Source organism: Nakamurella sp., assembly GCF_044224575.1.
In the GTDB taxonomy this organism is placed as follows: Bacteria; Actinomycetota; Actinomycetes; order Mycobacteriales; family Nakamurellaceae; genus Nakamurella.
Genome location: NZ_JBGAKE010000001.1, coordinates 112,799 through 137,963, shown reverse-complemented (window position 1 = coordinate 137,963; position 25,165 = coordinate 112,799). Strand labels below are relative to the sequence as shown.

Below are 25,165 nucleotides of genomic sequence, written 5' to 3'. Positions count from 1 at the left end.
CCCGGCCGGCGCCGGGCCGGCCGGGATCAGAGCAGGTGCAGGGCCAGGTAGACGTCGGCCCGGTCGTCCGTCCGGCTCAGGTCCCGCCCGGTCAGCTCCTCGACCCGGGTGATCCGGTACCGCACCGTGTTCAGGTGCAGATGCAGCTGCTGCGCGGTCCGGCTCCAGGACCCGTTGCAGTCCAGGAAGGCCCGCAGCGTCACCAGCAGGTCCGCGCCGGTGCGCCGGTCGTAGTCGACGACGTCGTCCAGGACGGCACCGGCGAACGAGCGGCGGAGCCGGTCCGGCACCGCCGACAGCAGCATCACGGCCGAGGTCGCCCGGTCGCCGGAGGCCACTCGCACGCTCCGGTCGGCCGGGTCGGCGGGATCGCCCGGCCGGCCGGTGGCCATCAGCCGGGCGTACCGGGCCGCCCGCAGCGCGCCGGCCAGCCCGCCCGGATCCGTCGGCCGGCTAACCCCGAGGTCCAGCCGGATCCCGGGCAGGGCCGGCGTCACCCGGAGCAGGGCCCGGCGGACGGCGATCGCCGGTTCGCCGCCGGGCGGGTCCTGGGCGGCGCCCGACACCAGGGCGACCGCATGGCCATCGGTGTCCGCGCCGACGACCGGAGTGGACAGCTGCCCGACCGCCTCGCCGAGCAGGCTGATGGTGAGCCCGCGCGCGGTCGGTGGTCCCTGGGCCTGCAGGACCACCACCGTGGTCGGCCGGTCCAGGTCCAGCCCGAGCTGGCGGAGCAGCAGCGGGATCTCCGGGCGGTCGGCGTCCTCGTCGAGCAGCGCGATCACCTGGTCGGCCAGTTCCCGGCGGGCCCGGATCGGGTCCTCGGTGCGCCGTCGCTCCAGGGCGGCGATCGCCGCGAGTTCATTGAACGGGTGCACGGTCTCGGGGTCGTCCCGGAACTCCGACCCGGCGGCCGGATGGTCGGCCAGCACGAACCAGGCCAAGGCCCGGTGCTGGCTGGCCGGCCCGACCAGGAAGGCGGTGCCGTCCCCGGCCGGCGTGCTGACCTGTGCCGGAAAGCGTTGCGCCGGCAGCAGCTGAGCGAGCAGCCGGTCCAGCTGGTCCTCGGTGAGAGGCGATCCGGACGCGGCGATCTGCCGGCCGGTGGACGAGAGCACGCGGCAGCCCAGACCGGTCTCCCGGGCGATCCGTCGCACGAGCTCGTCCAGCGTGCGTCCGGCGGCCATCTCAGCCAGCAGTTGCCGCTGCCGCACCAGCCCCTCGGTGAGCCGGCCCAGCCGTTGTTGCGTCTGCTGGCCGGCGACGTACTCGGTGACCCGGGCGAACGACACGTGGGTGGGCACCGCCAGCAACGGCAGGTTCCACCGCCGGCAGGCCAGTACGACGTCGCCGGGCACGTGATCGAACAGCGCGTCGCCGACGATCAGCGCTGCGGCCCCGGATTCGACCAGCCGCCGGACGAACGGGTCGCTGTCCGCCTCGTCGGCGCGCCACATCATGCCCGTCATCAGCGTCTGCCCGGACGTCAGGTAGCGGCTCGGGTCGGGCAGGTCGGTGGTGTAGATCCAGCCGAGCGGTCGGGCCAGATCGTCGTCGTCGCCGTGCAGCACCCGGATGCCCAGGCCGGGCGCCGCCACCAGGTCCGCGAGTCTCATCGGGAGCATTCTGCGCCCGCCGTCGCCCGGGTGTGACCGGCCGGTCAGGCCCGGACCGGGACGCAACTCCCACCGGGCGAAGGCAACGCCCGTTCGACGTGGCGTTCGATTCGCCCGAGCGGAGTTCGGTGGTGAGCCCGGTGCGGCCGCGCGATGAATATCGGCGGCCGGTGCAGTCTGATCGGCATGCGCACACTCGCCCTGGTGGAGTTCCTGACCGTCGACGGCGTCATGCAGGGGCTGGGGTCGCCCGAGGAGGACACCTCCGGCGGCTTCACCCACGGCGGCTGGGGGGCGGAGTTCGGCCCGGCCATGGGGCAGGTGATGGATCCGGACGGGCTGTCCGGCACCTCCGCCTACCTGTTCGGCCGCCGCACGTTCGAGAAGATGGCCGCGTTCTGGCCGTTCCAGGGCCACGACAACCCGATCGCCGCGCACCTGAACGCGACCCCCAAGTTCGTCCTGTCGGGCACGCTCACGACGGTCGACTGGGCCGGCACCACCATCCTCACCGGCGATCTCGACGACGAGGTGCGCGCGCTCAAGGCGGACGGGCCGGGCAGCATCACCGTGCTGGGCAGCGGCGTGCTGTCCCGCGCACTGCTGGCCGCCGGCCTCGTGGACGAACTCCGCCTGTTCATCCACCCGCTGCTGATGGGCACCGGCACCCGGCTGTTCGGGTCCCTGCCGGATCCGCGCCGGCTCACCCTGCGCTCGGTCGGGCAGACGGATCTGGGCACGGTGGCGCTCACCTACGTCATCGACTAGTTGGCCGAGCATGCGAGGCCGCCATCGAGCACGTCAGGGGTGCCCGGAAGACAATTCGGCGACGGAGGAGCCGGATTGATCAGGGGACCCCGAGTCAGGCCCGGTCAGGCCCCGGGCAGGGCCTGGGCCAGCGCCTTCTGCACGGCGGGTGCCGGTTCGGGTCCCTTCTCACCGGGGAGCGGGATGTCGCTGTTGACCAGGACGATGATGGTGGTGTCCAGGTCGTAGTTGTGCATCACCGCGGTGGTGTACCCGGGGATCTGCCCGTCGTGGCCCCACCAACCGCCCATATCGCCGATCCCGAAGCCGTAGCCGGCGGTGGCCGAGTTCGGCGGGATCGTGTGATTGATCGAGTCCCGTCGGAACTGTTGGGTCTCGGGCTTCAGGATGCCCTCACCTGTGAACAACGCCTTCGACCAGATCTCGAGATCGCCGAGGGTGGAGATCACCTCACCGGCCGTGAAGGCCTCGGACGGGTTCCACTCCGTCGCGTCCGCGGTGGTTCCATCGTCCTGACCCTGCTCGGTCAGTCCGTGCAGGTGGGGATCGGCGATCGCGTTCGACGAGCCCGGGAAGACGGTGTTGGTCATCCCGAGCGGACCGAAAAGCCGTTCCTGGAAGACGTCGGCGATCGACTGACCGGTGACCTGCTCGATCACCATGCCGAGCAGCACGTAATTCGTGTTCGAGTACTCCCACCCCTGGCCCGGGGCGAACTCGGCCGGCTGGCCCTGCTCGAAGGCAATGAGCTCCTGCGGAGTCCAGACCTTGAGCGGGTCGGCGAACAACTGCTGCTGGAAGGCATCCGACTCCGTGTACGGCGCTATTCCTGAGGTCATCTCGGCCAACTGCTGGATCGTCGCGACGTCGCCGTTGGGCATGCCGGCCACGTACTTGCCGATCGGGTCGCTCAGGTCGAGCTTGCCCTCCTCCGACAACTGGAGAATGACGGTCGCCGTCATTGTCTTGGTCAGACTGCCCACCCGAGTGTGGTCGGTCGGGGTGGGCACCGCGTCGAGGCCCTCGCCCGTCGTGCCTGAGGTGCCGATCCAGGTGCCCTGCGGCGAGCTGACCAGCGCGATGACGCCTGGGAAGCCGCCGGTGGCGCGAGTGTCGTCCAGGACCCGCTGAAAGGAGGCGGTTGTCGCGTCGTCGAACGCGGCGGCGCCGGCCGTGGTCGCCGGCGACGACGTGGTCACCGGAGCCATCGACGACGTGATGACCTGAGCCGTCGACGACGTGGTGACCGCGCCTCCGGGCGTCGTCGACCCGCAGGCGGCGGCGAGGGTCAGGACGGGCACGGCGACGACGCAGACGAGCGTCCGCGCTCGGCGCCGGTCCACGACGAAAGTTCCTCCTTGGCGAATCCGAAAGCGCCGGCGTGGTGGCAAGCCTGGCCCATGCGGGCTCGACGCCTTCGCGAAGGTCCGCTGCGGTTGCTGGTCGATCTCGACATCGTCGAAGGACAGCTTCATGATCGTCCGATCTTGTAGTTGGCCGAGCCTGCGAGGCCACCATCGAGCACCGGAGGGGTGTCCTGGAGGCAATGCGGCGACGGAGGAGCCGGATTGTTCAGGAGACCCCTAGAGGGGCAGGGGATTGCGCAGCACGCCGGTGCCGGCGGCCCGGCCGGCCAGGATGGAGATGAAGTCGAGGGTGTCGATGCGGACCACGTCGCCGCCGCTGCTCGCGGTGTAGGTGCCGCCCGCGGGCCCGGTGAGCTCGAGGACGAACGGTTCACGATGGGTCGCCGCCCACTCGGCGACGATGTCGGCGACGATGCGACCGTCGTGCCCGGCGTCCAGGTCCATCGGCCGCCCGGTCGCGGTGGCGATGTCCATGCGATGGGCCCAGACGTCGCGGGTGAAGCCGATGTCGAACAGGTACGCGAGCGGCTGACGACCGACCGGCGCCGGCAGGTTCAACAAGGGAAGGCGGGCGATCGGTCGCGGCAGCCTGGTCCGGGCGGCCCGGGCCCGATCGGCATTGCCCACCCACTCGGCGATCAGCTCGTCGCCGGTGAGGTCCGCCCGCTCCCGAACCTGGACCTCGTTCATACCGTCCCACCAGTACCGGGCGCCGATCTCGCGCACCACGGGCCGGCCCGCGCGGACCTGCCGGAGGAATTCCCGGGGCGAGATCTGCCCGGCCGCGGAGCCGACGACGTGGGCCGCCACCGCCCGGACGTCCCAGCGGTCGCAGGCCGTGGGCCGCGTCCAGTCGTGGGCGTCCAGGCTGCGTAGCTGCTCGAGAAACCGGCGGCCCTCGACGGTGGTGATCGCCATCGCTTCGTCATGGCCGATCCGTTCGATCGTGGTCACGTCGACCGCGGAGTTCACCATCACCAGGTGGCCTTTCGAGAGGGATGTCGCAGGTCCGGGACGTCCGTTCCGGTGGACGGCTCCCTGCTTACTATCAACGATAGATTATCTATCAGTGATAGACAACCCTTGATCGGATATGGGCCCGGTCGGCAACCGGCCCCGTCTGGCGTCACCGCGTCGGCGATCGATGTCGGCCAGCAGCATGTCCACCACCCGCGGCGCGTGGGCCACCCAGCGGTCACCGCCAGGATCGTTGGCCACCTGCTGATGCGAGAGCCCGGAGACCAGGCTGCTGAAGACGTCCACGTCCTCCTGCCCCGAGGCCCCGGCCGCACCCAGCCGAAGGACCGCTATCTGATAGAACTCCAGGGCCGGGCGAAATGCCTGTTCCGACGGTTCGAAGCCGGGAATGGGTCGGTCGAACATCAGCTGGTGCCGCACGATGTTCCGCGACGAGAACCGGACGCAGGTCTCCACGAACTGCACCAACGCCGCCCGTGGACTGCCCAGATCGGGAAGTTGCCGCACAGTGGCGAGCAACTGCCGGTTCGCGTCGGCGAACATGGCGTCATACAGGGCCAATTTGGAATCGAAGTAGGCGTAGAGGGACGGCTGTCGAAGATCCACGCGCTCGGCGAGGTCGCGCATGGAGATCGCGCCGAGCCCGTCACGCTCGGCCAGTACCCACGCCTGCGCCACGATCGACTGCCTTTTCGCCTCGTGGCGCGCCGCGCGTCGATCCGGTTTCCCGGCCACCGGGGGAATGTTCACGGTCGCGTCGCCTCCCTGGCGCTCGGACGATGCGGTCGCCCCGCTGCCGCCCGGTCGTCGAGTTTTTCGATCGGTCATCGAATATCTATCGTAGATAGATTGGAGTGAGCGTTCGACCGCTGTCAAGGGCTCGACCGTCGTTCCAGATCGGCGCGTACCGGACCGCCGGCAGGTCCCTCAGCGGATCGCTGATCGGCGCCTGCCTCGACCCGGGGTGCGGGCAGCTGGCCGACCGTGACGGCGCCGGTTGGGTGCTGCGCACGGGGCTGCTCGTCACCCTGCTCGGGTTCGCGGCGATGTCCGCGGCCTGGGCGTTCGATCTGTCGGGCACAGGGACGATCGGCGTGGCCGCGCTGATCATCGTCGCGCTCGGCTACCCGTTCGACTACATCGGCGGCACCATGCTCGCCGCGCAGTTGACCCTTGACGGCCAGGGCTGGGCCATGGGCTTGTCCAACAGCGCCGTTGCCGCCGGGGCGATCGTCGGAGCCGTGGTGCCGTCGTTCCTGGCCCGGGAGTTCGGGTACGGGTCGCTGCCGCCGATGGCGGCCGTGGTGCTGCTGGGCGCCCTGGTGGTCGGGTGGCCGGTGCTGCGGTCCCGGTCCCGGTCGCCCAGGGCTGTCTCGTCGGTGGGGCCTGCCTCGTCGGGGGCTGTCATACCTCGGTGGCACCATCGAGCTCATGTGCGGCCGCTACGCGTTGACGATGGAACCGGAGTCGCTGTACGGCACCTTCGACGCCGAACCGGACGAGCGGGCCGGCGGTGCCCAGGGGCTGTACGGCGGTGACCCGGTCCGCCCCCGGTACAACATCGCGCCCACGCTGACCGTGCCGGTGGTGCGGCTCGAACCCCGGGTGGCCCCGGAGGACGCGCACCGGCAGATCGAGCCGATGCGCTGGGGGCTGGTGCCGTCCTGGGCCAAGGACGTGTCAGTCAGCAACCGCATGTTCAACGCCCGGGTCGAATCGCTGGCCGACAAGGCGGCATTCCGCACCGCGCTGGCCAAGCGCCGCTGCCTGATCCCGGCCAGCGGGTACTTCGAATGGCGCAGGCTCGGCGACCAGACCGTGGGCGGTCGCACACGCCCCGTCAAGCAGGCCTATTACCTCACTCCGCAGGACGGCAGCGTGATGGCCTTCGCGGGCCTGTGGGAGTACTGGCGCCCCCGCGGCCCCGAGTCCGGTGCGGACACCGCCGACCAGGCCGTCGTGTCGATGACGATCATCACCGCCCCCTCCGTCGGGCCGCTGACGAAGATCCACGACCGGATGCCGCTGGTGCTGCCCGCGTCGGAGTGGGCGGCGTGGCTCGATCCGCGGGTGGACCCGGCGCCGATGCTCGGCCCACCCCCGGACGAGCTGATCGCCGCGATCGAGCTGCGCCCGGTCGGCCCGCGGGTCGGCACCGTCGCCAACGACGACCCGAGCCTGATCGCGCCGGCCCCGGAGCTGTCCGAGGTGCCGGAGCAACCGACCCTGCTGTGAACGCCGTCCGAGGGTCATGACACCGCACCAAGTCCGCCGGCGACGAGCCCCGCTGTATCACCCGGGCGGGCGTTCACTCCTTCGGATGGCGTACCGGGTGACGTCGACACAAGCTGTCACGTCAGCGTGCCGGGCGCCGATATGGTTGACGATCAGTACTTCTGGAATAGGGGACGCACTGTGGTCCTGAACCCTGGCGAACAGTTCGCCGGATACACAATCGAATCCGTGCTCGGCACCGGCGGCATGGGTGCCGTCTACCTGGCCAAGCACCCCCGTTTGCCGCGGCGCGACGCGCTCAAGTTGCTGAACCCGGCCTTCTCCAACGATCCGAACTTCCGGACCCGGTTCGAGCGGGAGGCCGACCTGGCCGCCGGCCTGGTCCATCGCAACATCGTCGCGGTGTACGACCGGGGCTCGGTCGACGGCCAGCTGTGGATCTCCATGCAGTACGTCGCCGGGGTGGACGCCTCGGTGGCCGCCCGGGCCGGCGACGGGTCGATGACCCCGCATCGCGTCGTGCACATCATCAGCGAGGTCGGGGCCGGCCTGGATTACGCGCACCGGGCCGGACTGCTGCACCGCGACGTCAAGCCGGCAAACATCCTGCTGGCAGCACCGGACGATCCGAGCGAGCCCGAGCATGTGCTGCTCACCGACTTCGGCATCGCCAAGTCGACCAGCGAGGAGGTGCAGCACCTCACCGGCACCGGCAACCTGCTGGCCACCCTGGCCTACGCGTCCCCCGAGCAGATCGAGGCCCGCAAGCTCGACCATCGGGTCGACATCTACGCGCTGGGTTGCGTGCTGTTCGAGCTGTTGACCGGCAGCGTGCCGTACCCGGAGAGTTCGCCGTTCGCCACCATGACGGCGCACCTGAAGAACCCCATCCCCAAGGTGACCGACAAGGTGCCGTGGTTGCCGCCGGGGATGGACGCCGTGGTCGCCAAGGCGATGGCCAAGAACCCGGACGACCGGTACAACAGCTGCCGCGAGCTCAGCCTGGCCGCCCGGGCCGCGCTGGTGGCCGCCGATCCGGCGCTGTCCAGCCCGACCCGGGCCGAGACGGCCGTCCCGGTCGAGCACGCTGCGGCGCACCCCGACCGGACGTCGATGGACGTCGCGCTACCCGCGGTCGCCGCGGCGGCGGTGGATGCGGTGGAGAACCGGGCGCCCACCACGCCCCGGCCGCCGTACCAGATCGGGGTCCGGCGGATCAGCCGCGCCCGCGGGACGGTGTTGGAACTCGGCCCGATCAGCACGGCCGCGCTCCCGGCCCAGGAGCGGATCGAGCTGGAGAAGTTGATCCTCGAGGACGTCCACTTCTTCGACCTGCCGTCGCCGATGCGCCTCATCGAAGTGATCCCCGACGACGACGACCAGGAGATCACCGTCGCCAACGGCGAGGTGACCCGCACCGTCGCCTACGCCCGGCGGGGCTCCCAGCACCCCAAGGCATTGGACGACCTGATCGAGCTGGTCGGGCGGCACACCGGCTGGCAGACCCGGCAGTTGAACACCGGTCCGCAGTATCGCCCGGGTGGCTGGACGCCGACCGGCTCGGTGCCCCCGCTGGGCGGCAACGCCGTGCGCCCCACCGAGCTCAACCCGTACGCCGCGGCCGGCTTCCAGCACACCGGCCCCACCGGCGCCATCCCGCCGGGTGCGCCCTACCAGTCCGGTCCGCACCCCGGCTACCAGGCCGGCCCCGGGTTCCAGACCGGCCCGGTGCACCTGACCGGCCCGTCCCAGGCGCCGCCGAAGCCGGGCGGCGCGAAGAAGTGGATCCTGATCGGCCTGGCCGCGGTGCTGGTGATCGCCGCCGGCGTCACGGCTGCCGTGTTCCTCACCCGAACCCCGGACCCGGTGATCGCGGCGCCCGCCAACTTCGCCGCCAAGGCCGACGACAAGCGGAACATCACCGTCAGCTGGTCGCCGACCACCGGAGCCACCGGCTACACGGTCACCCGTAACGGCGAAACCATGTATACCGGCGTCAACACCAGCTGGGTGGACGACCGGGTGCTGCCCGGCAAGTACAACTACTCCGTCACGGCCACCAACGCGGCCGGGCAGACGTCCCCGACCGCGGGACCGGCCGCGGTGACGGTGCCCGACCAGGGCTGGACCAACCTGACCAATGTGGCCGCCGATTTCGACGGCATGATCCCGTCGTCGCCGTCCGGGAAGGGCTACGAGGACGCGACCTGCACCAGCGCCAGCGACAACTTCGGCAGCAACGCGGACGGCATCATCAACTGCACCGACGGTCAGGGCGTCGTCTTCTGGGTGATGCACTTCCCGAACACCGCCACGCTGGACACCTACGTCAAGGACAACTTCGGCAGCTCGCCGGAGGTGATCACCTGGACCCGTGACGACCAGGACGCGGGCACCCGTTACGGATCGGCCGACGACGAGAAGACCCTGGCGTACCTGCTGACGACCTTCGACGACCCGCAATTCCAGGACTACCTGGTCTACGCCGAGTGGAAGGACCACACCACGCAGGAGCTGATCGACAGCTGGTGGAAGCCGGCGCCGTTCTGATCCCGCGAGTCTGATCGAGCAGGACCGGCTCAGCCGCGGAGTGCGGCGATCCGGTCCGCCACGTCGTCGGCGGTGGCGGGCCGGCTGCCCAGCGGGGCGAGGCAGGCGAGCACCAGGTCGGCCTCGCCCGCGGTCAATGACGGGTCCATCGAGGGCGCGGAACTCTGCACCCGCCGGATCGCCAGCAGCGGCTGGTTCTCCGGCAGCTCCCCGTACAGCCCGCGGCCGGACAATGCGCGGTGCAGGGTTGCCCCCAACGCCCAGATATCGGTGGCCCGCGACGGCGGCTCGCCCAGCAGCAGCGACGGGTCGAGGTACTCGACCGAGGTCTCCGGGGCCATCCCGGTCAGTGCGGCGCCCGCGTTGAACACCCGGGCCAGGCCCAGATCCGAGAGCTTGCCGCCATCCTCGGTGACCATCACGTTCCCCGGTTTGACGTCGCCGTGGGCCATGCCCGCCTCATGCAGGGCGTGCACCGCCCGGGCCGCGTGCTCCACCGCCCGCAGCACGTCGTCCCGGGTCAACGGCCGGGCCGGCGCGGCCAGCGAACCCAGCGGGAAGTACTCCATCGCGTACAGGAAGTTGTCCTCCAGGACGGCGTCGTACACCCGCGCCAGGTACGGCGAATCGACCGCGGCGAACGCCCGCAACTCGCGGGTTCCCCGTCGGTAGGCGTCCTCGCTGCACTGCCCGGCGAACACCTTGACCGCCACGTACTCGTCGGTGATGCCGAGGCGGGCGGGCGGCTGGGCCAGGTAGAAGCGACCGTGGTTGCCCTCGCCGAGCAGCCGGACCACGCGGAAGTCGGCCAGCACCGGAACGGCCTGCACAGGGGTGTCCGAAAGCACCATGGCGCGAGCATATCCGCCGTCCGGCCCGCCGGGCCGAACTTCGCAGCGTCATCCCCCGAACCGGCGAACCCGGATGGCGGAAGATCGACGGACCGGGTATCGGCGCAGGTCCGATGTGCCTCACACTCGGTGACGACACGCCCTTGGACCGTCCGGGGCGGGCCCGACCCCTTTGCCGCCACCGAGCCTTGCCCCGACCGAGCTTTGCCCCGACCGAGCTTTGCCCCGACCGAGCTTTGCCCCCACCGACCCATTGCCGCCACCGATCACGGGACAGCCGCCCATGCACATCACCGCGCTGGTGTTCATCGACATCGCGATCATCATGGTCGTCGCCCGGCTCTTCGGGCGGCTCGCCATCAAGATCGGTCAACCCCCCGTGGTCGGCGAGATCGTCGCCGGCCTGGCCATGGGCCCGAGCCTGCTCGGGCTGCTGCCGGGCGATCTGGACGGCCGCCTGTTCCCGCCCGAGGTGCTGCCGTACCTGAACATTCTCGCTCAGCTGGGTCTGGTCCTGTTCATGTTCATCGTCGGGCTCGAACTGGACATGCTGCTGATCCGCGGTCGCGAGCGGATGGCCGGCACGATCTCGGCGGCCTCCGTGGCGTTGCCGTTCGCGCTGGGCGCCGGACTGTCGATCGTGCTGTACCCGATGCACGACGAGACCGATTCCGGTCCGGTCGCGCCGCTGGCCCTCGCCCTGTTCCTGGGTGTCGCGATGTCGATCACCGCATTTCCGGTGCTCGCCCGCATCCTCACCGATCGGGGCATGCACCGGACGCCGATCGGCGTCCTGGCCCTCGCCTGCGCCGCCGTCGACGACATCATCGCGTGGACGCTGCTGGCCTTCGTCGTCGCCGTCGTGCAGGGCAACGGCCCGTTGGACGTGCTGCGCATCGTCATCCTGACCGCGATCTTCGCCGCCATCATGTTCGGCGTCGTCCGCCCCCTGCTCAAGCGGCTCAACGACTGGTACCAGCGGGTCGGCCGGCTCACCCCGGACATCCTGTCCGTCGTGCTCATCGGCGTGCTGGCGTCGGCCTTCGTCACCGAGATCATCGGGATCCACGCGATCTTCGGCGCCTTCGTGTTCGGCGCCGTGATGCCGCGACAGGGCGCCGCCGACCTCACTCGGGAGATCCTGGAGCGGCTCGAACAGGTCAGCGTGCTGCTGTTGCTGCCGTTGTTCTTCGTGGTGACCGGGTTGTCCACGAACATTCTCGGGCTGACCGGCGGCGGCATCTGGCAACTGGCGTTGATCCTGCTCGTCGCCATCGGGGGCAAGTTCGTCGGCGCCTACGCCGGCGCCCGGGCGATGAAGGTTCGCCCGCGCCAGGCCACGGCCCTGGGCCTGCTGATGAACACCCGTGGTTTGACCGAGCTGGTCATCCTCAATGTCGGGAAGCAACTCGGCGTCCTGGACGGCGAGCTGTTCACGATGATGGTGCTGATGGCGCTGATCACCACCGCGATGACCGGACCGCTGCTCAAACTCGTCTACTCCGACCGGCACATGCAGCGCGACATCGCCGACGCCGAACGCGCCGCGCTCGGCGTCGTCGACTCCTACCGGGTGCTGGTAGTGCTTGAGGATGCCGCCCGGGCGCGGGATCTGGCGCAGGTCGCCGCCACCCTGCTGGGCACCGGCCGGCCGGCCCAGCTGGTGCTGACCCGGTTGTTGGTCCGGCCGAAGGCGCCGCTCGAGGTGGGGGCGCCGGTGGTACCGGATCTGGCCCGGATGGCCAGCACCGTCGATGAGTTGAACGTGCTGGCCCGCGAACTGTCGGCGGGCGGGGTCGACTGCTCGGTGCTCACCCGATTCTCGGTGGATCCCTGGGCCGACGTCGCCGCGCAGGCGGCCAGCGTGAACGCCGCCGTCGTGCTGGTCGCCGACTCCTTCTCCAGGTCCGCCGGACCCGCGCCCGCCGACGCGGCGTTCACTCTCGCGGTGGCGCACCTCGGCCCCGGCCCGCTGGGTAGCGGGGCGTCGGCCGGCGTGGTCGTGGACGGCGGACCGGACGGACACGTCGCGGTCGTCCTCGGCTCGGCGGCGGCCGCGCGGCTCGGCGGGCCGCTGCACGTCGCGGTGCCGGACGGCGGCCGGGCGGCCCGACGGGTCTCCGCGGCCCTGACGCCGTTGCGTGGCGGCGGGCTGGACGTCCGGTTGGTGGACGCCACCGACGAGGCGATGGCGTCCGATCTGGTGCTGGTCGCGGACGGCGGAGCATTCGCCGCAGAGCTGGTGGGGACGCAGCGGCGGTCCACCGTGCTTCGGGTGCGGGCCGGCCTGGACGACCGGGAGATCGAACTCGCCGAGCAGCTGGCGAAGGTCGCGGCCGCGCCGGGGGGCTGAGCCCGCCGACGCCTGCCGGCAGGCGGGCTCGGGCCCGGCGGCCCGGCCGCCGGCGGGTCAGAGCCGGGCGTGCGCCGATTCGAAGGTGAAGACCCGCCGCCCGATCCGGACGTGGGTGCCCGGGGTCAGGACCACCGGCCGTTGCGGAGCCAGCCGGGTCCAACCGGACTGCCCGGCGGCGGCCAGGTAGGTGCCGTTGGCCGACCCGCGATCCAGCAGCAGCACGTCCCAGCCCTCGAGTCGGATCTCGGCGTGCACCCGGGACAGCGTGCCGCTGTCGTCGTCCAGCCGGATCGGTCGCAGCCGGCTGGAGATGACGGCCTCGTCGACCTCCGGGTTGCGACCCAGCAGGTAGTTGTCGTCCAGGACGAACGTCGAGCCGATGTCCAGCACGAGCAGGCCCAGCGGCGGCCGGCGGCCGTCCACCAGCACCCCGGTCCGCTGGTCCATCCGGATCCCGCAGACCGAGCAGAAGGACACCCGCGGATCGTTGTGGTGGTTGCGGGAGCAACGGAAGCCCTTGACCAGGACGTGCGCCGGCCCGGCCGCGCCGGGGGCCGGCTTCACCGGCTTCGCCGGGTCGTCCCGGTTCGGCACCGGCAGGGGCGGCCGGGGCGTCGCGTGCTCGTGCGAGCCGAAGATCTGCTCCGAGAGCCGCGGCGGTCGCAGCTGCACCGGGTCGTCGCTCGGCGGCGCGGGCGGCGGCGCCGCCGGCGGGCCCAGCGGCGTGCTCACGAACTTCCGGCCGTCGGGAACGCCGACCGGCCCGCCGGGCGCGGGTTCGGGCTCGACAAGCGGCACGGGTTCGACGGCCGGCACGGGAATCGGATGCTCGGCGGTTGGTTCGCGGTCCGGGTGGGCGGCCGGATGTTCCTGGGTGGGCTCCGGATCGGCCGGCGGCACGGGCGCCTGCACCGACGGCAGCGGGGAGGCATGCCGGCCGGCGGGAGTGCCGGCGGCGGTCTTCGGCGCACCCAGCACGATCCCGTCGCCGGGTACCAGGCCCTCGACCAGCCCGGACCAGCCGAGAACGCCGATCGAGGTGCCGCCCTCCTCCGGGTCCGCGGTCGCGCCGGCCGTCAGCACCACCGGACCGGCCGGCCACGGCAGCAGCCGGTCGACGGTGAACGCCGCGGTCCGCCCGGACAGGTGCAGACGGTCCGCCTTCGGCGCGGCGACCGCGCCGGGCTCCGGCAACTCGGCCACGCCGACGTCGCCGTGCAGGAACACGGCGATGCCGTCCTCGGCGGCGGCGATCGTGCCGAAGCCGGGGACCGAACGGGTGCGGACCACCCACTCGGTGAGCCGGCGCGCCAGGTCGCGGCCGGGCGCCGGCGCGGCGTCGACCGCGGCCTGCCGGATCAGCCCCAGCAGGTCCGCGGCGGTCGCCTCGCCGGCCGTGCCGTCGCGCCGGATGACCACGACGATGCCCGGCACCCGGGCCACCAGATGCGCGCCCGGCAGCACCTCCGCGCGGATGTCGTCGAAGCTGACGTTCACCAGAACCGGCCTCCCCGGAAGCGCCATCGTGAGAAGAAGATCTGCACCGGGCCGTTGACGACCAGGAAGATCACCAGCCAGGTGGTGATGAACTGGATCAGAAACACCGACACCGGCACGTCGCCGACGCCGGGAATTGCGCCGGCCTTGAGCAGGATCCAGACCAGCAGACCCTCATTGATGCCGGTCAGCAACCCGAAGAAGGTCGGCCAGTCCTTCTCCCAGCGGAACTGCTGCAGCCCGTGGTAGACGAACTCCCACACGATGCCCAGCACCAGCACGGTGAGCAGGATGATGAACGTCATCCGGTACGAGGGGCCCAGGGGCTCGCCGGTCGGCAGGAACGGCGTGATGATCAGCGTCCAGATGCCGCCGACGACGATGGTGAGCACGATCCGGGTCTGGATGCGCCCGTACAGGGTGGGAACCATGTCCGCCCCTCAGATCGTGCGGTGGCGGGCCCAGCGCCACCACTGTCGGGTCGACGCCGCCACGCCGAACTTCTTGCAGAAACCGAGCTTGACCAGGTCGTCGGCGATCTCCTGGGCGGCGATCTGCAGGCCCAGGAAAGTGTCGACGCCGGGAAAGTAGCCACCCAGCGTGGCGCTGCCCGACGCGTACATCCGGCCCGGCTGGCTGCGGGTGCCGATCACCTCGAAGCTTCGGTCGACGTCGAGCCGGCCGACCGGGTTCCGGCCGGCGCCCGAGTGATCCAGCAGATCGGCCAGCACCCGGTGCTCGCGGATGTCGGCCTCCAGGCCGGTGCAGTCGATCACGAAGTCCGAGTAGATCTCGACCGGCCCCGGCTGGCCCTTGGCGGTGAGGTAGGTGACGACGCCCTGGCCGTTCGGCCCCGGCCGCAGCTCGCTGACCTCGCCGGTGACAGTGCGGTACCAGCCCTCCCGGCGACCCCGTTTGAGCTGTTCCTGCCAGTCCTTGCGGATGGGTGTGTTGGTGCCGCCCATCTCCTTGTACGCCTTGGCCCGCTCCTCGCCCTCCAGGCCCCGGATCTTGGCCTTGAGCTGGCCACCCCAGACGGACTTGGGATAGTTGAAGCCCTGGTAGGCCCAGCCGTCGCCGCCCCGGCGGCGTTTGAAGATGTTCGGGCCGTGCGCGCCGGTGATGTAGGTGCGGAACACGTGGATGATCTGGGTCTGCAGGTGGCCCCGGTCGCGGTCGTCGATCAGCCGCTGCAGGACCCGGGAGGCGACGATGCCGCCGCCGCGGATCACCACGGTGCCCGGGCGCAGCGCGAGTTGCTGGTACACGTGCTCGTGCGGCTCGTAGGCGTTCACGACGCGGGACGGATCCCGGTAGTACTCGCGGTATCGCTGCAGGTCGGGGAGCAGCTTCAGGCCGGGGTAGCCGATGGCGATATGTACGAACGGACTGCGGTAGGCCAGCCGCTTGGTCGGGGTGGCGCCGGCCGGGGGAGTCAGGATGGTGAAGTACCCGCCCTCCCGCCGCCGGCGCACCATCCGCACCTGGCCCTTGCGGACGCACTGCTGGTAGCCGATGCGCTCCGCCTCGCGCTCCATGGTCTCGAACGCCTGGCCGGCCTTGGGCGTGTAGTAGTTCTCGATGATCGGTTCGGTGAGCACGTTCCACAGCGGCTTGACGAAGCCCCCGACACTCTTGGCGCCGAATGCCTCCCGCACCGCGTAGGACGGGAACCCCCAGATGTTGTCCGGAGTGGACTTGGAGTCGGACCGCAGCCGCTCGGTGCGCGGAATCTGGGACACCCGGGTCAGGTACTCGTAGCTCTGCCAGGGCGTCTCCAGCTGGGTGAGCACGGTGATGTCCTGCGGTGAGATGCCGTAGATGCGCAGGAAGTCGACGGTGACGAACGATCCGATACCGCCACCGACGGTGACGAACTTGGTATCGATGATCGGAATGCCGGCCCGCTGCACCATCTCGTCGGTCCAGATGTCGGTGTCGATCAGTTCGGGGGTCAGATCACCCCCGGACGGCTGGGCCGGCGGTGGTCGGTGGGCCGGCGGTGGCTGGTGGGACGGTGGTTGCTGGGAGGGTGGCGGATAGGACGGTGGCGCGGGTCGAACGGGTGGCTGACTCACCCGGGTTCCCCCTTATGCAGACGCGCTGCGGTTCGTCCTGGCAGGCCAGGCACCGAGCGGGACGGACGACGGATGTGATCTTCACTCATGTGGACCCATGGGGTCTAGGCATAGGTGCAACCGAGGGTCATCTTGATGCAATTGAGGCCAAGATCGCCCGTGTCGCCGTGATCAGATCCGTCGGGGCAAGTTCGACCTGCAACCCCCGCTTGCCGGCGCTGACCATGATGGTCGCGAAGTCGGCCGCGGTTCGGTCGACGACGGTGGGTAGCGGCCTCCGCTGACCCAGTGGCGAGATGCCGCCGGCGACGTAGCCGGACGACCGCTCGGCGTCGGCAACCTTGGCCATCGCCGCCTTCTTTCCGCCCACCGCCGCGGCCAGCGCCTTGAGGTCCAGCTGGCTGGACACCGGCACGATGCCGACGGTCAGCTTGCCGTCGACCGTGGCGACGAGCGTCTTGAACACCCGCTCGGCCGGCCAGCCCAGCGCCTGGACCACCTCGTCGCCGAATGCGGTCGAATCCGGGTCGTGGTGGTAGGGGTGCAGGGTGTGCGGCATCTTGGCCCGGGTCAGGGCCGCGATCGCGGGAGTCGGGGCGCCGGCCACGGGGGCACCCTATCCGGGCAGGACCTCGTGGGCGATCACCGACATCGAGTCGAGGGTGGGTCCGCCGAATGTGGTCACCATGGCGACGTCCGAGGCGTCCCGGCCGCGCCCGATGAGCACCCGCCCCTTGCGCCGCCGGTTGTTGCGCGGGTCGAAGGTCCACCACCGGTCACCGAGCCACACCTCCATCCACGCGGCGAAGTCCATCGGTGCCGGATCGACCGGCACGTCCAGGTCGGGCAGGTAGCCGAAGACGTAGCGGGCCGGGATGTTCAGCGCGCGACAGAAGGTGATCGCCAGGTGGGTGAAGTCGCGGCAGACCCCGAAGCCGGATGCGTTGACGTCGACCGCGGTCGAGGTGGGCGAACTGCTGCCGTAGGCGAACTGCAGGTGGTCGTGTACGTGCTGGCAGATGGCCGCGACCCGGCCGTAGCCGGGCGTCAGGTTGCTGAACCTGGCCCACGCCTCGTGGCCCAGCATGTCCGGCAGGCAGTACCGGCTGGGCATCAGGTAGACCAGCACGTCGTCGGGGAGCGCGTTGGGCGCCCATTCCGGCGCCGCGAAGTCGGCGTCCTCGGTGGCGTCCGGCACGGTGACCAGCGCCTGGTAGCCGAAGCTCGAACTGCCGGCCGGCAGCACCACCCGGTGGCACCGGTTGTCGTAGATGTCCCGGTACTCGTGGGTGTCCTGCGGGGGATCGAGGTACCACTGCTCGACCTCGATCGTCACGCCGTCGCCGCCGAGCGGGGCGACCTGCACGACGGCCGGCGTCGCAATGGACGCGGAGTAGCGGAAGTCGCCGCCGATGGCCAGCCTGCGGGTTCCCATCGGCCCAACCTAGGCGGGTCACATGCCGAACATGTTTCCCGGCCCGCTCCGGTAGCGTCGCTACCGGTCGGTAACTTAGTGGAGGCCCGGTATGGAGCAGAGCCGTTTCCTGGAGTTGCACGGCCAGCGGATGTGCCTGACCGACGTCGGGTCCGGACCGCCCATCCTGTTCGTGCACGGACTGATGAGTTCGCGCCGGACCTGGTCCGATCAGGCGGTGCGGCTGTCCACGGATCACCGGGTGCTGGCTCCCGACCTGTTCGGCCACGGTGAATCCGCCAAGCCGCTGGGTGACTACTCGCTCGGCGCGCACGCGGCGAGCCTGCGCGATCTGCTCGATGCGCTGGAATTGGACGCCGTCTGCGTGGTCGGTCATTCGCTCGGCGGCGGCGTCGCCATGCAACTGGCGTACCTGTTCCCGGCGCGGGTCGAGCGATTGGTGCTGGTCAGCTCGGGCGGGTTGGGCCGCGAACTGAACCCGGTGCTGCGGGCGGCGACCCTGCCCGGCAGCGAGTTCGTCCTCCCGGTGCTGGCGTCCGGATGGGTGCGCGGCATCGGTGATTCCGCTCTGCGGGTGTGGTCGCGATCGGGGCTGCCGGCGGTCAGTCCCAGCACGACCGAGGCCTGGGGGGCCCTGGCCACCCTGGCCGACGGCGACACCCGGCGGGCGTTCCTGGCCACCAGCCGCTCCGTCATCGACGCCGGCGGGCAGACGGTCAGCGCCCGCAACCGCCTGTCCGGGCTCACCTCCCGGGACGTCCTACTGATCTGGGGGGCGGGCGATCGGATGATCCCGGCCGCCCATGTCGAGGCGGCGCGGGCGGAACTGCCGCACAGCCAGGTCGCGATCCTGCCCCGATCGGGTCACTTTCCGCACCTGGACGAGCCGGACGCGTTCGCTGCGGCTCTGGCCGCGTTCGTCCGGACGCCGGGAGAAGCGGTGGGACGGTCGGCCGGCGACCCGGAGGCGCCGGCCGTCCGTCCCGCCTGATCAGCTGCCGAGGTTGGCGGCCACCCACTCCTGCGCGACCTGCGCGGAATCCTGCTTGTCGACCGTGACCTTGGTCAGCAGATCGGTCAACGTGGCCGTGTCGAGCTTGGCGGAGACGGCGTTGAGCGCTGCGGCAACCTGCGGGTTGTTCGCGTCGGCCCGGAGCAGGGGGAGCACGTTCTGCGCGGCGAACAGGTTCTCCGGGTCCTCGAGTGCCACCAGGTCGTTCGCCGGGATCGCCGGGTCGGTGGTGAACAGGTTGCCGGCCTGGATCTGGTCGGAGGTCAGTGCGTTGAGGGTGAGCGGGCCGCCCGCGTCCAGGGCCTTGAACTCCTTGAAGGTCAGGCCGTACTTCTCTTTCAGGCCGGGCACGCCGGTGGGCCGGGTCGCCCATTCCGACGGGCCGCCCAGGATGAAGGTGGACGCGACCGGGGCCAGGTCGGCGATCGACTTGAGGTTGTTGGCGTCGGCGGTGGCCTTGGTGACCACGACGGCGTCCTTGTCCTCGGCGCCTGACTTGTCCAGCACCACCAGGGTGGCCGGCAGCGCCTTGGGCAGGGCCGCGAACACGTCATCGGCGGAGACCGCGGTCGCCTGCGGGTCGAAGTACTGCAGCAGCACGCCGGAGTACTCGGGGACCAGATCGATCGAGCCGTCCTCGATGGCCTTGATGTAGACCTCGCGGCTGCCGATGTTCAGATTGGTCGACGCGTCCACGCCGGCCTTGGTCAGCGCGGCGGCGTAGATGTTGGCCAGCAGGGCGCTCTCCGGGAAGTTGGCCGAGCCGACCACGATCTTCCCGCCGCCGGCCGCGGCCGAACCCGAGGCCGCTCCGGACGCGGCGGCCGAGGTGCTGGTGTCCAGCGGGCTGCCGGACGAGCCGCCGCAGGCGGACACGGTGAGCAGGGCGGCCAGGCCGGCGGCGACCACGCCGGCGGCTCGGAACAGGCCGTGGCGGCGGCCGGTGCGTGCGGTCATGCGAATCTCCTTGATCGATGGGGAAGGGCTGATGGTCGCACCGGGGTACGACATCGGAACTGGGCCGCGAAATCGGTGGCCGGGACGCCGGTCACGTCTGCGCCTCCGCCTCGTCCTTGAGCACCACCAGGTCCGCGGTGGTCGCCGACGCCTTACGCGGCCGGGCCGCCCGACCGGTCAGGCCGGGGGAGATCAGGAAATGGGCGATGACGGCCAGGATGCGGTCGCCGATGACGGCCAGCAGGGCGACCAGGAAGGCGCCGGCCACCATCATCGAGTAGTTCTGCTGGGCCAGCCCGTCGATGACGTACCGGCCGAACCCGCCGAGCGAGACCACCGCGGCGATCGTCGCCGTCGCCACCACCTGCAGGAATGCGGACCGCACGCCGGACATGATCAGTGGCAGGGCCACCGGCAGCTCGACCTTGCGCAGCACCTGGGCGCCGGTCATGCCCATCCCGCGGGCCGCGTCCCGGGCGGCGGGGTCGACGTTGGCGATGCCGGCGTAGGTGTTCGACAGGATCGGTGGCACCGCCAGGATCACCAGCACCGCGATCGCCGGGCCGAGCAGGGCAATATTGCCCTTGAGCGTGTGTAGCCCCCACAGGGCCAGCAGGATCAACAGGCCCAGGCTCGGCAGCGCCCGGAGCGCGTTGGCCACGCCGGACACCAGCCCGGTGAACCGGCCGGTGTGCCCGATCAGTGCGCCCAGCGGCAACGCGATCACCAACGCGATGGCCAGCGACAGCATCGAGTACCAGAGGTGCTCGAGCAGCCGCGCCCAGACGCCGCCGGACCCGCTCCAGTTGGCCGGGTCGGTCAGCCAGCTCCAGGCCCCCGTCACGTGCCCACCCGGGCCCAGGGGGTGCTGAGCCGCACCAGGATCTGGATGATCGCGTCGAAGATCCCGGCCAGCACCAGGCACAGCACGATGCCGGCCCAGATCGGAGTGAAGAAGTCCAGCTGGAAACCAACGGTGAACAGCTGGCCCAGCTGGGGGATGCCCAGCAGGGCGGCCACCGAGACCAGGCTGACGTTGGACACCGCGGCCACCCGCAGGCCGGCCCCGATCACCGGTATGGCCAGTGGTAGCTGCACCGTCACCAGCGACCGCAGCGGCTGGTAGCCCATGGCGGTCGCGCTGGCCACCACCAGCGGCGGAACCGCGGCCAGGGCGTCGGCGACGACCCGGACCATCAGCGCCAGCGTGTACAGGGTCAGGGCGGCGACGACGTTGACCGGGTCGAGGATGCGCGTGCTCAGCAGACCCGGCAGCACGACGAACAGGGCGATGGACGGAATCGTGTACAGCAGGCCGGCCAGGGTGATCAGCGTTGCGTACGACCACCGGTACCGGTGCGCGATCGCACCCAGGGGTAGGGCCAGCAGCAGGCCCAGCACGGTGGGGGCCGCGGCCAGCCAGATGTGGTCCAGGGTCCAGGCCCAGATCTGGGCCGAGTTCCGGGACAGCCATTCCCAATTCACCCGCCCACCACCCCATTCACCTGCCACCCACCCCGTTCACGACACCCGCCGGGCCTGCTCGATCGCCGCCAGCACCTCACCGGCCGCGATCGTGCCGATCACCGCGCCGTCGGCGTCCACCGCGACGCCGCGCCCGGACGGGGAGGACAGGGCCGCGTCCAGCGCGCGCCGAAGCGACCCGTCCGGCGTGGCCAGCGAGCCGCCCAGCACCAGGTCGTCGTTCGTCACGACGTGCCCGACGGGGACCGCGGCACAGTCCAGCCAGCCGCGGGGCTGCCGGCCCTCGTCCACCACCAGCACCCACCGGCCGTGTTCGGCCGAGATCCCCTCGGCGGCCGTACCGGCCCCGACCGGCACCGGCGACCCGAACGCCAGGGTCTGCTCGTCGTGCAGCGGCAGCGAGCCGTGCACGAACGACAGTGCCCGGTAGCCCCGGTCACGCCCGACGAAGTCGGCGACGAAATCGTCCGCCGGGCGGCTGAGCACCTCGGCCGGCTCGGCGTACTGGGCCAGCCGGCCACCGACGGCGAACACCGCGATGCGGTCGCCGAGCTTGACCGCCTCGTCGATGTCGTGGGTGACGAACACGATCGTCTTACCGAGGTCGTCCTGCAGCCGGATGAGCTCGTCCTGCAGCTGGGCCCGGACCACCGGGTCGACCGCGGAGAACGGCTCGTCCATCAACATCACCGGCGGGTCGGCCGCCAGCGCCCGGGCCACCCCGACCCGCTGCTGCTGCCCGCCGGAGAGCTGGGCGGGGTAGCGCCGGGCCAGCGCCCGATCCAGGCCCACCCGGTCCAGCAGCTCCGCCGCGGCCGCCCGGGCCTCCCGCCGGGACCGGCCCTGCAGCACCGGCACCGTGGCCACGTTGTCCAGCACGGTGCGGTGCGGGAACAGTCCGGCGTTCTGGATGACGTAGCCGATGCCCCGGCGCAGGACCGGCGCGTCCACCGCCTGGATGTCCTTGCCGTCGATCGCCACCACCCCGGCGGTGGGCTCGATCATCCGGTTGATCATCCGGACGGAGGTGGTCTTTCCGCACCCCGACGGTCCGACGAAGACGGTGATCTTTCCGGTGGGGATCTCCAAGGACAGGTTCTCGACCGCGTGGGTGCCGTCGGGGTAGACCTTGGACACCGATTCGAAGCTGATCACGGGCGGTCCCTTTCGGGTAGGCCTGGGGTCACGTGCTCGCGGTGACAGTACCCGCGTCGACCGACGGCCAAGCCCGTGCCGTCGGATGACGTCGCTGTGCGAGGCTTCTTGCATGACCGAAGCGCTGCCGATCCCGCTGCTGTTGTCCCGCGACGGGCTGGACCCGATCGCCGAACTGCGGGAGCGGCGGGCGGCGGAGCCGGTGTCCAAGCTGGAGCTGCCGTTCGGCATCGTGGCCTGGCTGGTCAGCGGGTACGAGCAGGCCAAGCAGGTGCTCGGGGACGCCACCACGTTCAGCAACGACATCGGCAATCTGACCAGCGAGTCGTCGGAGGATCCCGGTGGTCTGGGCATGACGGACCCGCCCTACCACACCAAGCTCCGCCGGTTGCTGACGCCGGAGTTCACCATGCGCAAGCTGCAGCGGTTGCGACCGCGCATCGCCGAGATCGTCGACGGCCAGCTGGACGCGATCGAGGCCGCCGGGCGGCCGGCGGACCTGGTCGAGCACTTCGCGATGCCGATCCCGTCACTGGTGATCTGCGAACTCCTCGGCGTGCCCTACGGCGACCGGGAGGAGTTCCAGGCGCTGTCCACCGCTCGCTTCGAGATGGGCGATGAGTCGCCGCTGGACGTCATCGGCACCTCCCTGGAGTACCTCGGCACGCTGGTGGCGCGGGAGCGGGCGAAACCCGGGGACGGGCTGCTCGGCCAGCTGATCACCGAGCACGGCGATGAGCTGACCGATCGGGAGCTGGCCGGGCTGGCCGACGGGATCCTGACCGGTGGGCACGAGACCACCGCCGCGTCACTGTCGCTCGGCGCGCTAGCGCTGCTGCAGAGCCCGGACTCCTTCGCCGCGCTCGGCTCCGCCGACGAGCAGACCGTGCACCTGGCCGTCGAGGAGCTGCTGCGGTACCTCAGCGTCGTGCAGGTCGCCTTTCCCCGATTCACCCGGGCCGCCGTCCGGATCGGCGACGTTGACATCCCGGCCGGACAGATGGTGTTCGTCTCGTTGTCCGGCGCGGACCGGGACCCGGCGCTGGGCCCGGACCTGGAGCGCTTCGACCCGACCCGCCCGGCGACCTCGCACCTGGGCTTCGGGTACGGCATCCACCGCTGTGTGGGCGCCGAACTGGCCCGGATCGAGCTCCGCATCGCGTTCCCGGCGCTGGCCCGGCGGTTCCCGACCCTGCGTCCCGCGGTGTCGATGGCCGAGTTGGACTTCCGGCAGACGTCCATCGTGTACAGCGCCGTGAAGATGCCAGTGGTCTGGTAAGTCGGAATAGCCGCCCGGGGTGCGGCGTTGACCAGCAGCGTGACGATCCTGCAGCAGAACCCGGCCGTCCGTCGGCCGGCACGGCGGCCGCACGAGACCCGCCCGGGTCGGCAGGTACCCTCGACGCTGCGTCGCGCAGGTCGCGGCGCGGTGGGTGTTCAGCGCCTGCCATCGTCGACCGCGGGGCAGGTGACCGGCGTGACCACCTCGGTGGACGACGACCTGGGCCAGCGGTTCACGGAACAGGCCATGCCGCTGATCGACCAGTTGTACGCGGCGGCGCTCCGGATGACCCGCAACCCGGCGGATGCCGAGGATCTGGTCCAGGAGACCTACCTCAAGGCATTTGCGGCGTTCAAGTCGTTCACCCAGGGCACCAATCTGCGCGCCTGGCTCTACCGCATCCTCACCAACACGTACATCAACGGCTACCGCAAGAAGCAGCGGCAGCCGACGGTGACCGCGACCGACGAGATCACCGACTGGCAGTTGGCGTCGGCGGAGTCGCATACCTCAACGGGGCTGCGATCGGCCGAGATGGAGGCGCTGGATCGGCTGCCCGATTCGGACGTCAAGGAAGCGTTGCAGGAGCTGCCCGAGGACTTCCGGCTGGCCGTCTACCTGGCCGATGTCGAGGGCTTCTCCTACAAGGAGATCGCCGAGATCATGGGCACGCCGCTGGGCACGGTGATGAGCCGGCTGCACCGGGGGCGACGCCAGCTGCGGGATCTGCTGGCCGATTACGCGATGGAACGTGGCTTCTTGCGTGGAAACGGACGAGAGGACGGTCACGACGATGGCGTGCGGTGACCCGGCCGAAACGGCCGACCCCGATTCCCGGTGTTCCGACGTGCTGCGGGATGTGTGGAAGTTCCTCGACGACGAGATGGACCCGGAGAACCGGGCCCGGGTGCAGCAGCACCTGGACGAGTGCTCGCCCTGCCTCGAGGAGGCCGGGCTGGAGCGCAAGCTCAAGGAATTGCTGCACCGCAAGTGTGGGGGCGATCGCGCACCCGAGCATTTGCGGGCCCGGGTGGTCGCCAGCCTGCAGGTCTCCGTCACCACCGTGCGAGTGACCCGCGGGCCGGCCTGACCGGAGCTGAGGGTCAGATCCGGTCAGGCCGGCCCGCGGCAACAGCCTCAGGCGTTGGGCCGCTTGCCGTGATTGGCGCCGCTCTTGCGACGAGACTTCTTCTTGCGTCCGCGCTTGCTCATAGGTTGACCTCGCTTTCTCCGATATTGCCCGCGCCATCTTGCCACGGGTGGAGATGACAAGATGGGTGCTCGCGCCGTGACGATGGTGCCTGGCGCAGGTTGAAGGGAAGCGGATGGCCGAGGAAGTCCGGGCCGAGATGGTGGCCAACGTCTGGAAGGTGCTGGTCGCCGAGGGCGACACGGTCGCCGACGGGGACACCCTGGTGATCCTGGAATCGATGAAGATGGAGATCCCGGTGATCGCCGAGGTCGACGGAACCGTGTCCAAACTCGCTGTCGAGGAGGGCGGCCTGGTCCAGGAGGGTGACCTGATCGCCGAGATCTCCTGATT

The 25,165-nt window shown here is 70.6% G+C and carries 25 protein-coding genes; 10 read left to right on the top strand and 15 right to left on the bottom strand.

Annotated features, from left to right (window positions below; all coding sequences use genetic code 11):
• Positions 1-26: 26 nt before the first annotated feature.
• Positions 27-1,616: a PucR family transcriptional regulator gene (locus ACILSK_RS00645; RefSeq protein WP_395725177.1), complete on the bottom strand. Its 1,590-nt coding sequence runs from the start codon at positions 1,614-1,616 to the stop codon at positions 27-29.
• Between the two features lie 186 nt (positions 1,617-1,802).
• Between ACILSK_RS00645 and ACILSK_RS00640 the strand changes: the two genes are divergently transcribed.
• Entirely contained in the window at positions 1,803-2,384 is a 582-nt protein-coding gene (locus tag ACILSK_RS00640) for a dihydrofolate reductase family protein (RefSeq protein ID WP_395725176.1), read from the top strand.
• Between the two features lie 104 nt (positions 2,385-2,488).
• Here ACILSK_RS00640 and ACILSK_RS00635 read toward each other — a convergent pair whose 3' ends face one another.
• The 3 genes from ACILSK_RS00635 to ACILSK_RS00625 all read right to left on the bottom strand — a co-directional run bounded on the left by ACILSK_RS00635 (position 2,489) and on the right by ACILSK_RS00625 (position 5,479).
• The gene (locus ACILSK_RS00635) at positions 2,489-3,727 is read right to left on the bottom strand and encodes a serine hydrolase domain-containing protein (protein ID WP_395725175.1); all 1,239 of its coding nucleotides are present in this window, start codon (positions 3,725-3,727) and stop codon (positions 2,489-2,491) included.
• A 240-nt stretch (positions 3,728-3,967) separates the two neighbouring features.
• Positions 3,968-4,726 (bottom strand): maleylpyruvate isomerase family mycothiol-dependent enzyme, encoded by a 759-nt coding sequence (locus ACILSK_RS00630; RefSeq protein ID WP_395725471.1) that lies wholly within the window; start codon positions 4,724-4,726, stop codon positions 3,968-3,970.
• A gap of 84 nt (positions 4,727-4,810) precedes the next feature.
• Positions 4,811-5,479: a TetR/AcrR family transcriptional regulator gene (locus ACILSK_RS00625; protein ID WP_395725174.1), complete on the bottom strand. Its 669-nt coding sequence runs from the start codon at positions 5,477-5,479 to the stop codon at positions 4,811-4,813.
• Between the two features lie 104 nt (positions 5,480-5,583).
• Here ACILSK_RS00625 and ACILSK_RS00620 point away from each other — a divergent pair, with 104 nt between their 5' ends.
• The 3 genes from ACILSK_RS00620 to ACILSK_RS00610 all read left to right on the top strand — a co-directional run bounded on the left by ACILSK_RS00620 (position 5,584) and on the right by ACILSK_RS00610 (position 9,514).
• A complete protein-coding gene (locus ACILSK_RS00620) occupies positions 5,584-6,267 on the top strand; it encodes an MFS transporter (RefSeq protein WP_395725173.1) in 684 nt (227 codons plus the stop codon).
• Positions 6,161-6,964 (top strand): SOS response-associated peptidase, encoded by an 804-nt coding sequence (locus tag ACILSK_RS00615; RefSeq protein ID WP_395725172.1) that lies wholly within the window; start codon positions 6,161-6,163, stop codon positions 6,962-6,964. The genes ACILSK_RS00620 and ACILSK_RS00615 overlap by 107 nt, the downstream gene beginning before the upstream one ends.
• A 141-nt stretch (positions 6,965-7,105) precedes the next feature.
• The gene (locus tag ACILSK_RS00610) at positions 7,106-9,514 is read left to right on the top strand and encodes a protein kinase domain-containing protein (protein WP_395725171.1); all 2,409 of its coding nucleotides are present in this window, start codon (positions 7,106-7,108) and stop codon (positions 9,512-9,514) included.
• A 29-nt stretch (positions 9,515-9,543) separates the two neighbouring features.
• On the opposite strand, the gene ACILSK_RS00605 is transcribed toward ACILSK_RS00610, so the two are convergent.
• Positions 9,544-10,365 (bottom strand): serine/threonine-protein kinase, encoded by an 822-nt coding sequence (locus tag ACILSK_RS00605; protein WP_395725170.1) that lies wholly within the window; start codon positions 10,363-10,365, stop codon positions 9,544-9,546.
• A gap of 283 nt (positions 10,366-10,648) precedes the next feature.
• Between ACILSK_RS00605 and ACILSK_RS00600 the strand changes: the two genes are divergently transcribed.
• Positions 10,649-12,718, top strand: coding sequence for a cation:proton antiporter (locus ACILSK_RS00600; protein WP_395725169.1), 2,070 nt, complete (start codon positions 10,649-10,651; stop codon positions 12,716-12,718).
• Positions 12,719-12,775: 57 nt separating this feature from the next.
• Here ACILSK_RS00600 and ACILSK_RS00595 read toward each other — a convergent pair whose 3' ends face one another.
• From ACILSK_RS00595 to ACILSK_RS00575, 5 genes are all read right to left on the bottom strand, one after another.
• Positions 12,776-14,218: an FHA domain-containing protein gene (locus tag ACILSK_RS00595; RefSeq protein ID WP_395725168.1), complete on the bottom strand. Its 1,443-nt coding sequence runs from the start codon at positions 14,216-14,218 to the stop codon at positions 12,776-12,778.
• Positions 14,215-14,649 carry a hypothetical protein gene (locus tag ACILSK_RS00590; protein ID WP_395725167.1) on the bottom strand — a complete coding sequence of 145 codons (435 nt, stop codon included), beginning with the start codon at positions 14,647-14,649 and terminating at the stop codon, positions 14,215-14,217. Before ACILSK_RS00590 ends, ACILSK_RS00595 begins: the two co-directional genes overlap by 4 nt.
• A gap of 9 nt (positions 14,650-14,658) precedes the next feature.
• Complete coding sequence (locus ACILSK_RS00585) at positions 14,659-16,296, bottom strand: hypothetical protein (protein ID WP_395725166.1); 1,638 nt, start codon at positions 16,294-16,296, stop codon at positions 14,659-14,661.
• Between the two features lie 127 nt (positions 16,297-16,423).
• Positions 16,424-16,903 carry a Cys-tRNA(Pro) deacylase gene (gene ybaK / locus ACILSK_RS00580; RefSeq protein WP_395725165.1) on the bottom strand — a complete coding sequence of 160 codons (480 nt, stop codon included), beginning with the start codon at positions 16,901-16,903 and terminating at the stop codon, positions 16,424-16,426.
• 9 nt (positions 16,904-16,912) lie between these two features.
• On the bottom strand, positions 16,913-17,731 hold the full coding sequence (locus ACILSK_RS00575; protein ID WP_395725164.1) for a transglutaminase family protein: 819 nt from the start codon (positions 17,729-17,731) through the stop codon (positions 16,913-16,915).
• 91 nt (positions 17,732-17,822) lie between these two features.
• On the opposite strand from ACILSK_RS00575, the gene ACILSK_RS00570 reads away from it, so the two are divergent.
• Positions 17,823-18,722 (top strand): alpha/beta fold hydrolase, encoded by a 900-nt coding sequence (locus ACILSK_RS00570; RefSeq protein WP_395725163.1) that lies wholly within the window; start codon positions 17,823-17,825, stop codon positions 18,720-18,722.
• Here ACILSK_RS00570 and ACILSK_RS00565 read toward each other — a convergent pair whose 3' ends face one another.
• The 4 genes from ACILSK_RS00565 to ACILSK_RS00550 form a co-directional block, all read right to left on the bottom strand.
• Positions 18,723-19,700 carry an ABC transporter substrate-binding protein gene (locus ACILSK_RS00565; RefSeq protein WP_395725162.1) on the bottom strand — a complete coding sequence of 326 codons (978 nt, stop codon included), beginning with the start codon at positions 19,698-19,700 and terminating at the stop codon, positions 18,723-18,725.
• Positions 19,701-19,791: 91 nt separating this feature from the next.
• Positions 19,792-20,544 carry an ABC transporter permease gene (locus ACILSK_RS00560; RefSeq protein WP_395725161.1) on the bottom strand — a complete coding sequence of 251 codons (753 nt, stop codon included), beginning with the start codon at positions 20,542-20,544 and terminating at the stop codon, positions 19,792-19,794.
• A complete protein-coding gene (locus tag ACILSK_RS00555; protein WP_395725160.1) occupies positions 20,541-21,185 on the bottom strand; it encodes an ABC transporter permease in 645 nt (214 codons plus the stop codon). Before ACILSK_RS00555 ends, ACILSK_RS00560 begins: the two co-directional genes overlap by 4 nt.
• A 36-nt stretch (positions 21,186-21,221) precedes the next feature.
• Positions 21,222-22,340, bottom strand: coding sequence for an ABC transporter ATP-binding protein (locus ACILSK_RS00550; RefSeq protein WP_395725159.1), 1,119 nt, complete (start codon positions 22,338-22,340; stop codon positions 21,222-21,224).
• Between the two features lie 112 nt (positions 22,341-22,452).
• On the opposite strand from ACILSK_RS00550, the gene ACILSK_RS00545 reads away from it, so the two are divergent.
• From ACILSK_RS00545 to rsrA, 3 genes are all read left to right on the top strand, one after another.
• Entirely contained in the window at positions 22,453-23,619 is a 1,167-nt protein-coding gene (locus tag ACILSK_RS00545; RefSeq protein ID WP_395725158.1) for a cytochrome P450, read from the top strand.
• Between the two features lie 189 nt (positions 23,620-23,808).
• Complete coding sequence (locus tag ACILSK_RS00540; RefSeq protein WP_395725470.1) at positions 23,809-24,429, top strand: sigma-70 family RNA polymerase sigma factor; 621 nt, start codon at positions 23,809-23,811, stop codon at positions 24,427-24,429.
• A 40-nt stretch (positions 24,430-24,469) separates the two neighbouring features.
• Positions 24,470-24,712 carry a mycothiol system anti-sigma-R factor gene (gene rsrA / locus ACILSK_RS00535; protein ID WP_395725157.1) on the top strand — a complete coding sequence of 81 codons (243 nt, stop codon included), beginning with the start codon at positions 24,470-24,472 and terminating at the stop codon, positions 24,710-24,712.
• A 47-nt stretch (positions 24,713-24,759) separates the two neighbouring features.
• Here the strand turns inward: rsrA and ACILSK_RS00530 are convergent, their stop codons facing one another.
• Positions 24,760-24,834: a 50S ribosomal protein bL37 gene (locus ACILSK_RS00530; RefSeq protein ID WP_395725469.1), complete on the bottom strand. Its 75-nt coding sequence runs from the start codon at positions 24,832-24,834 to the stop codon at positions 24,760-24,762.
• 113 nt (positions 24,835-24,947) lie between these two features.
• Here ACILSK_RS00530 and ACILSK_RS00525 point away from each other — a divergent pair, with 113 nt between their 5' ends.
• Positions 24,948-25,163: a biotin/lipoyl-binding carrier protein gene (locus ACILSK_RS00525; RefSeq protein ID WP_395725156.1), complete on the top strand. Its 216-nt coding sequence runs from the start codon at positions 24,948-24,950 to the stop codon at positions 25,161-25,163.
• Positions 25,164-25,165 lie beyond the last annotated feature (2 nt).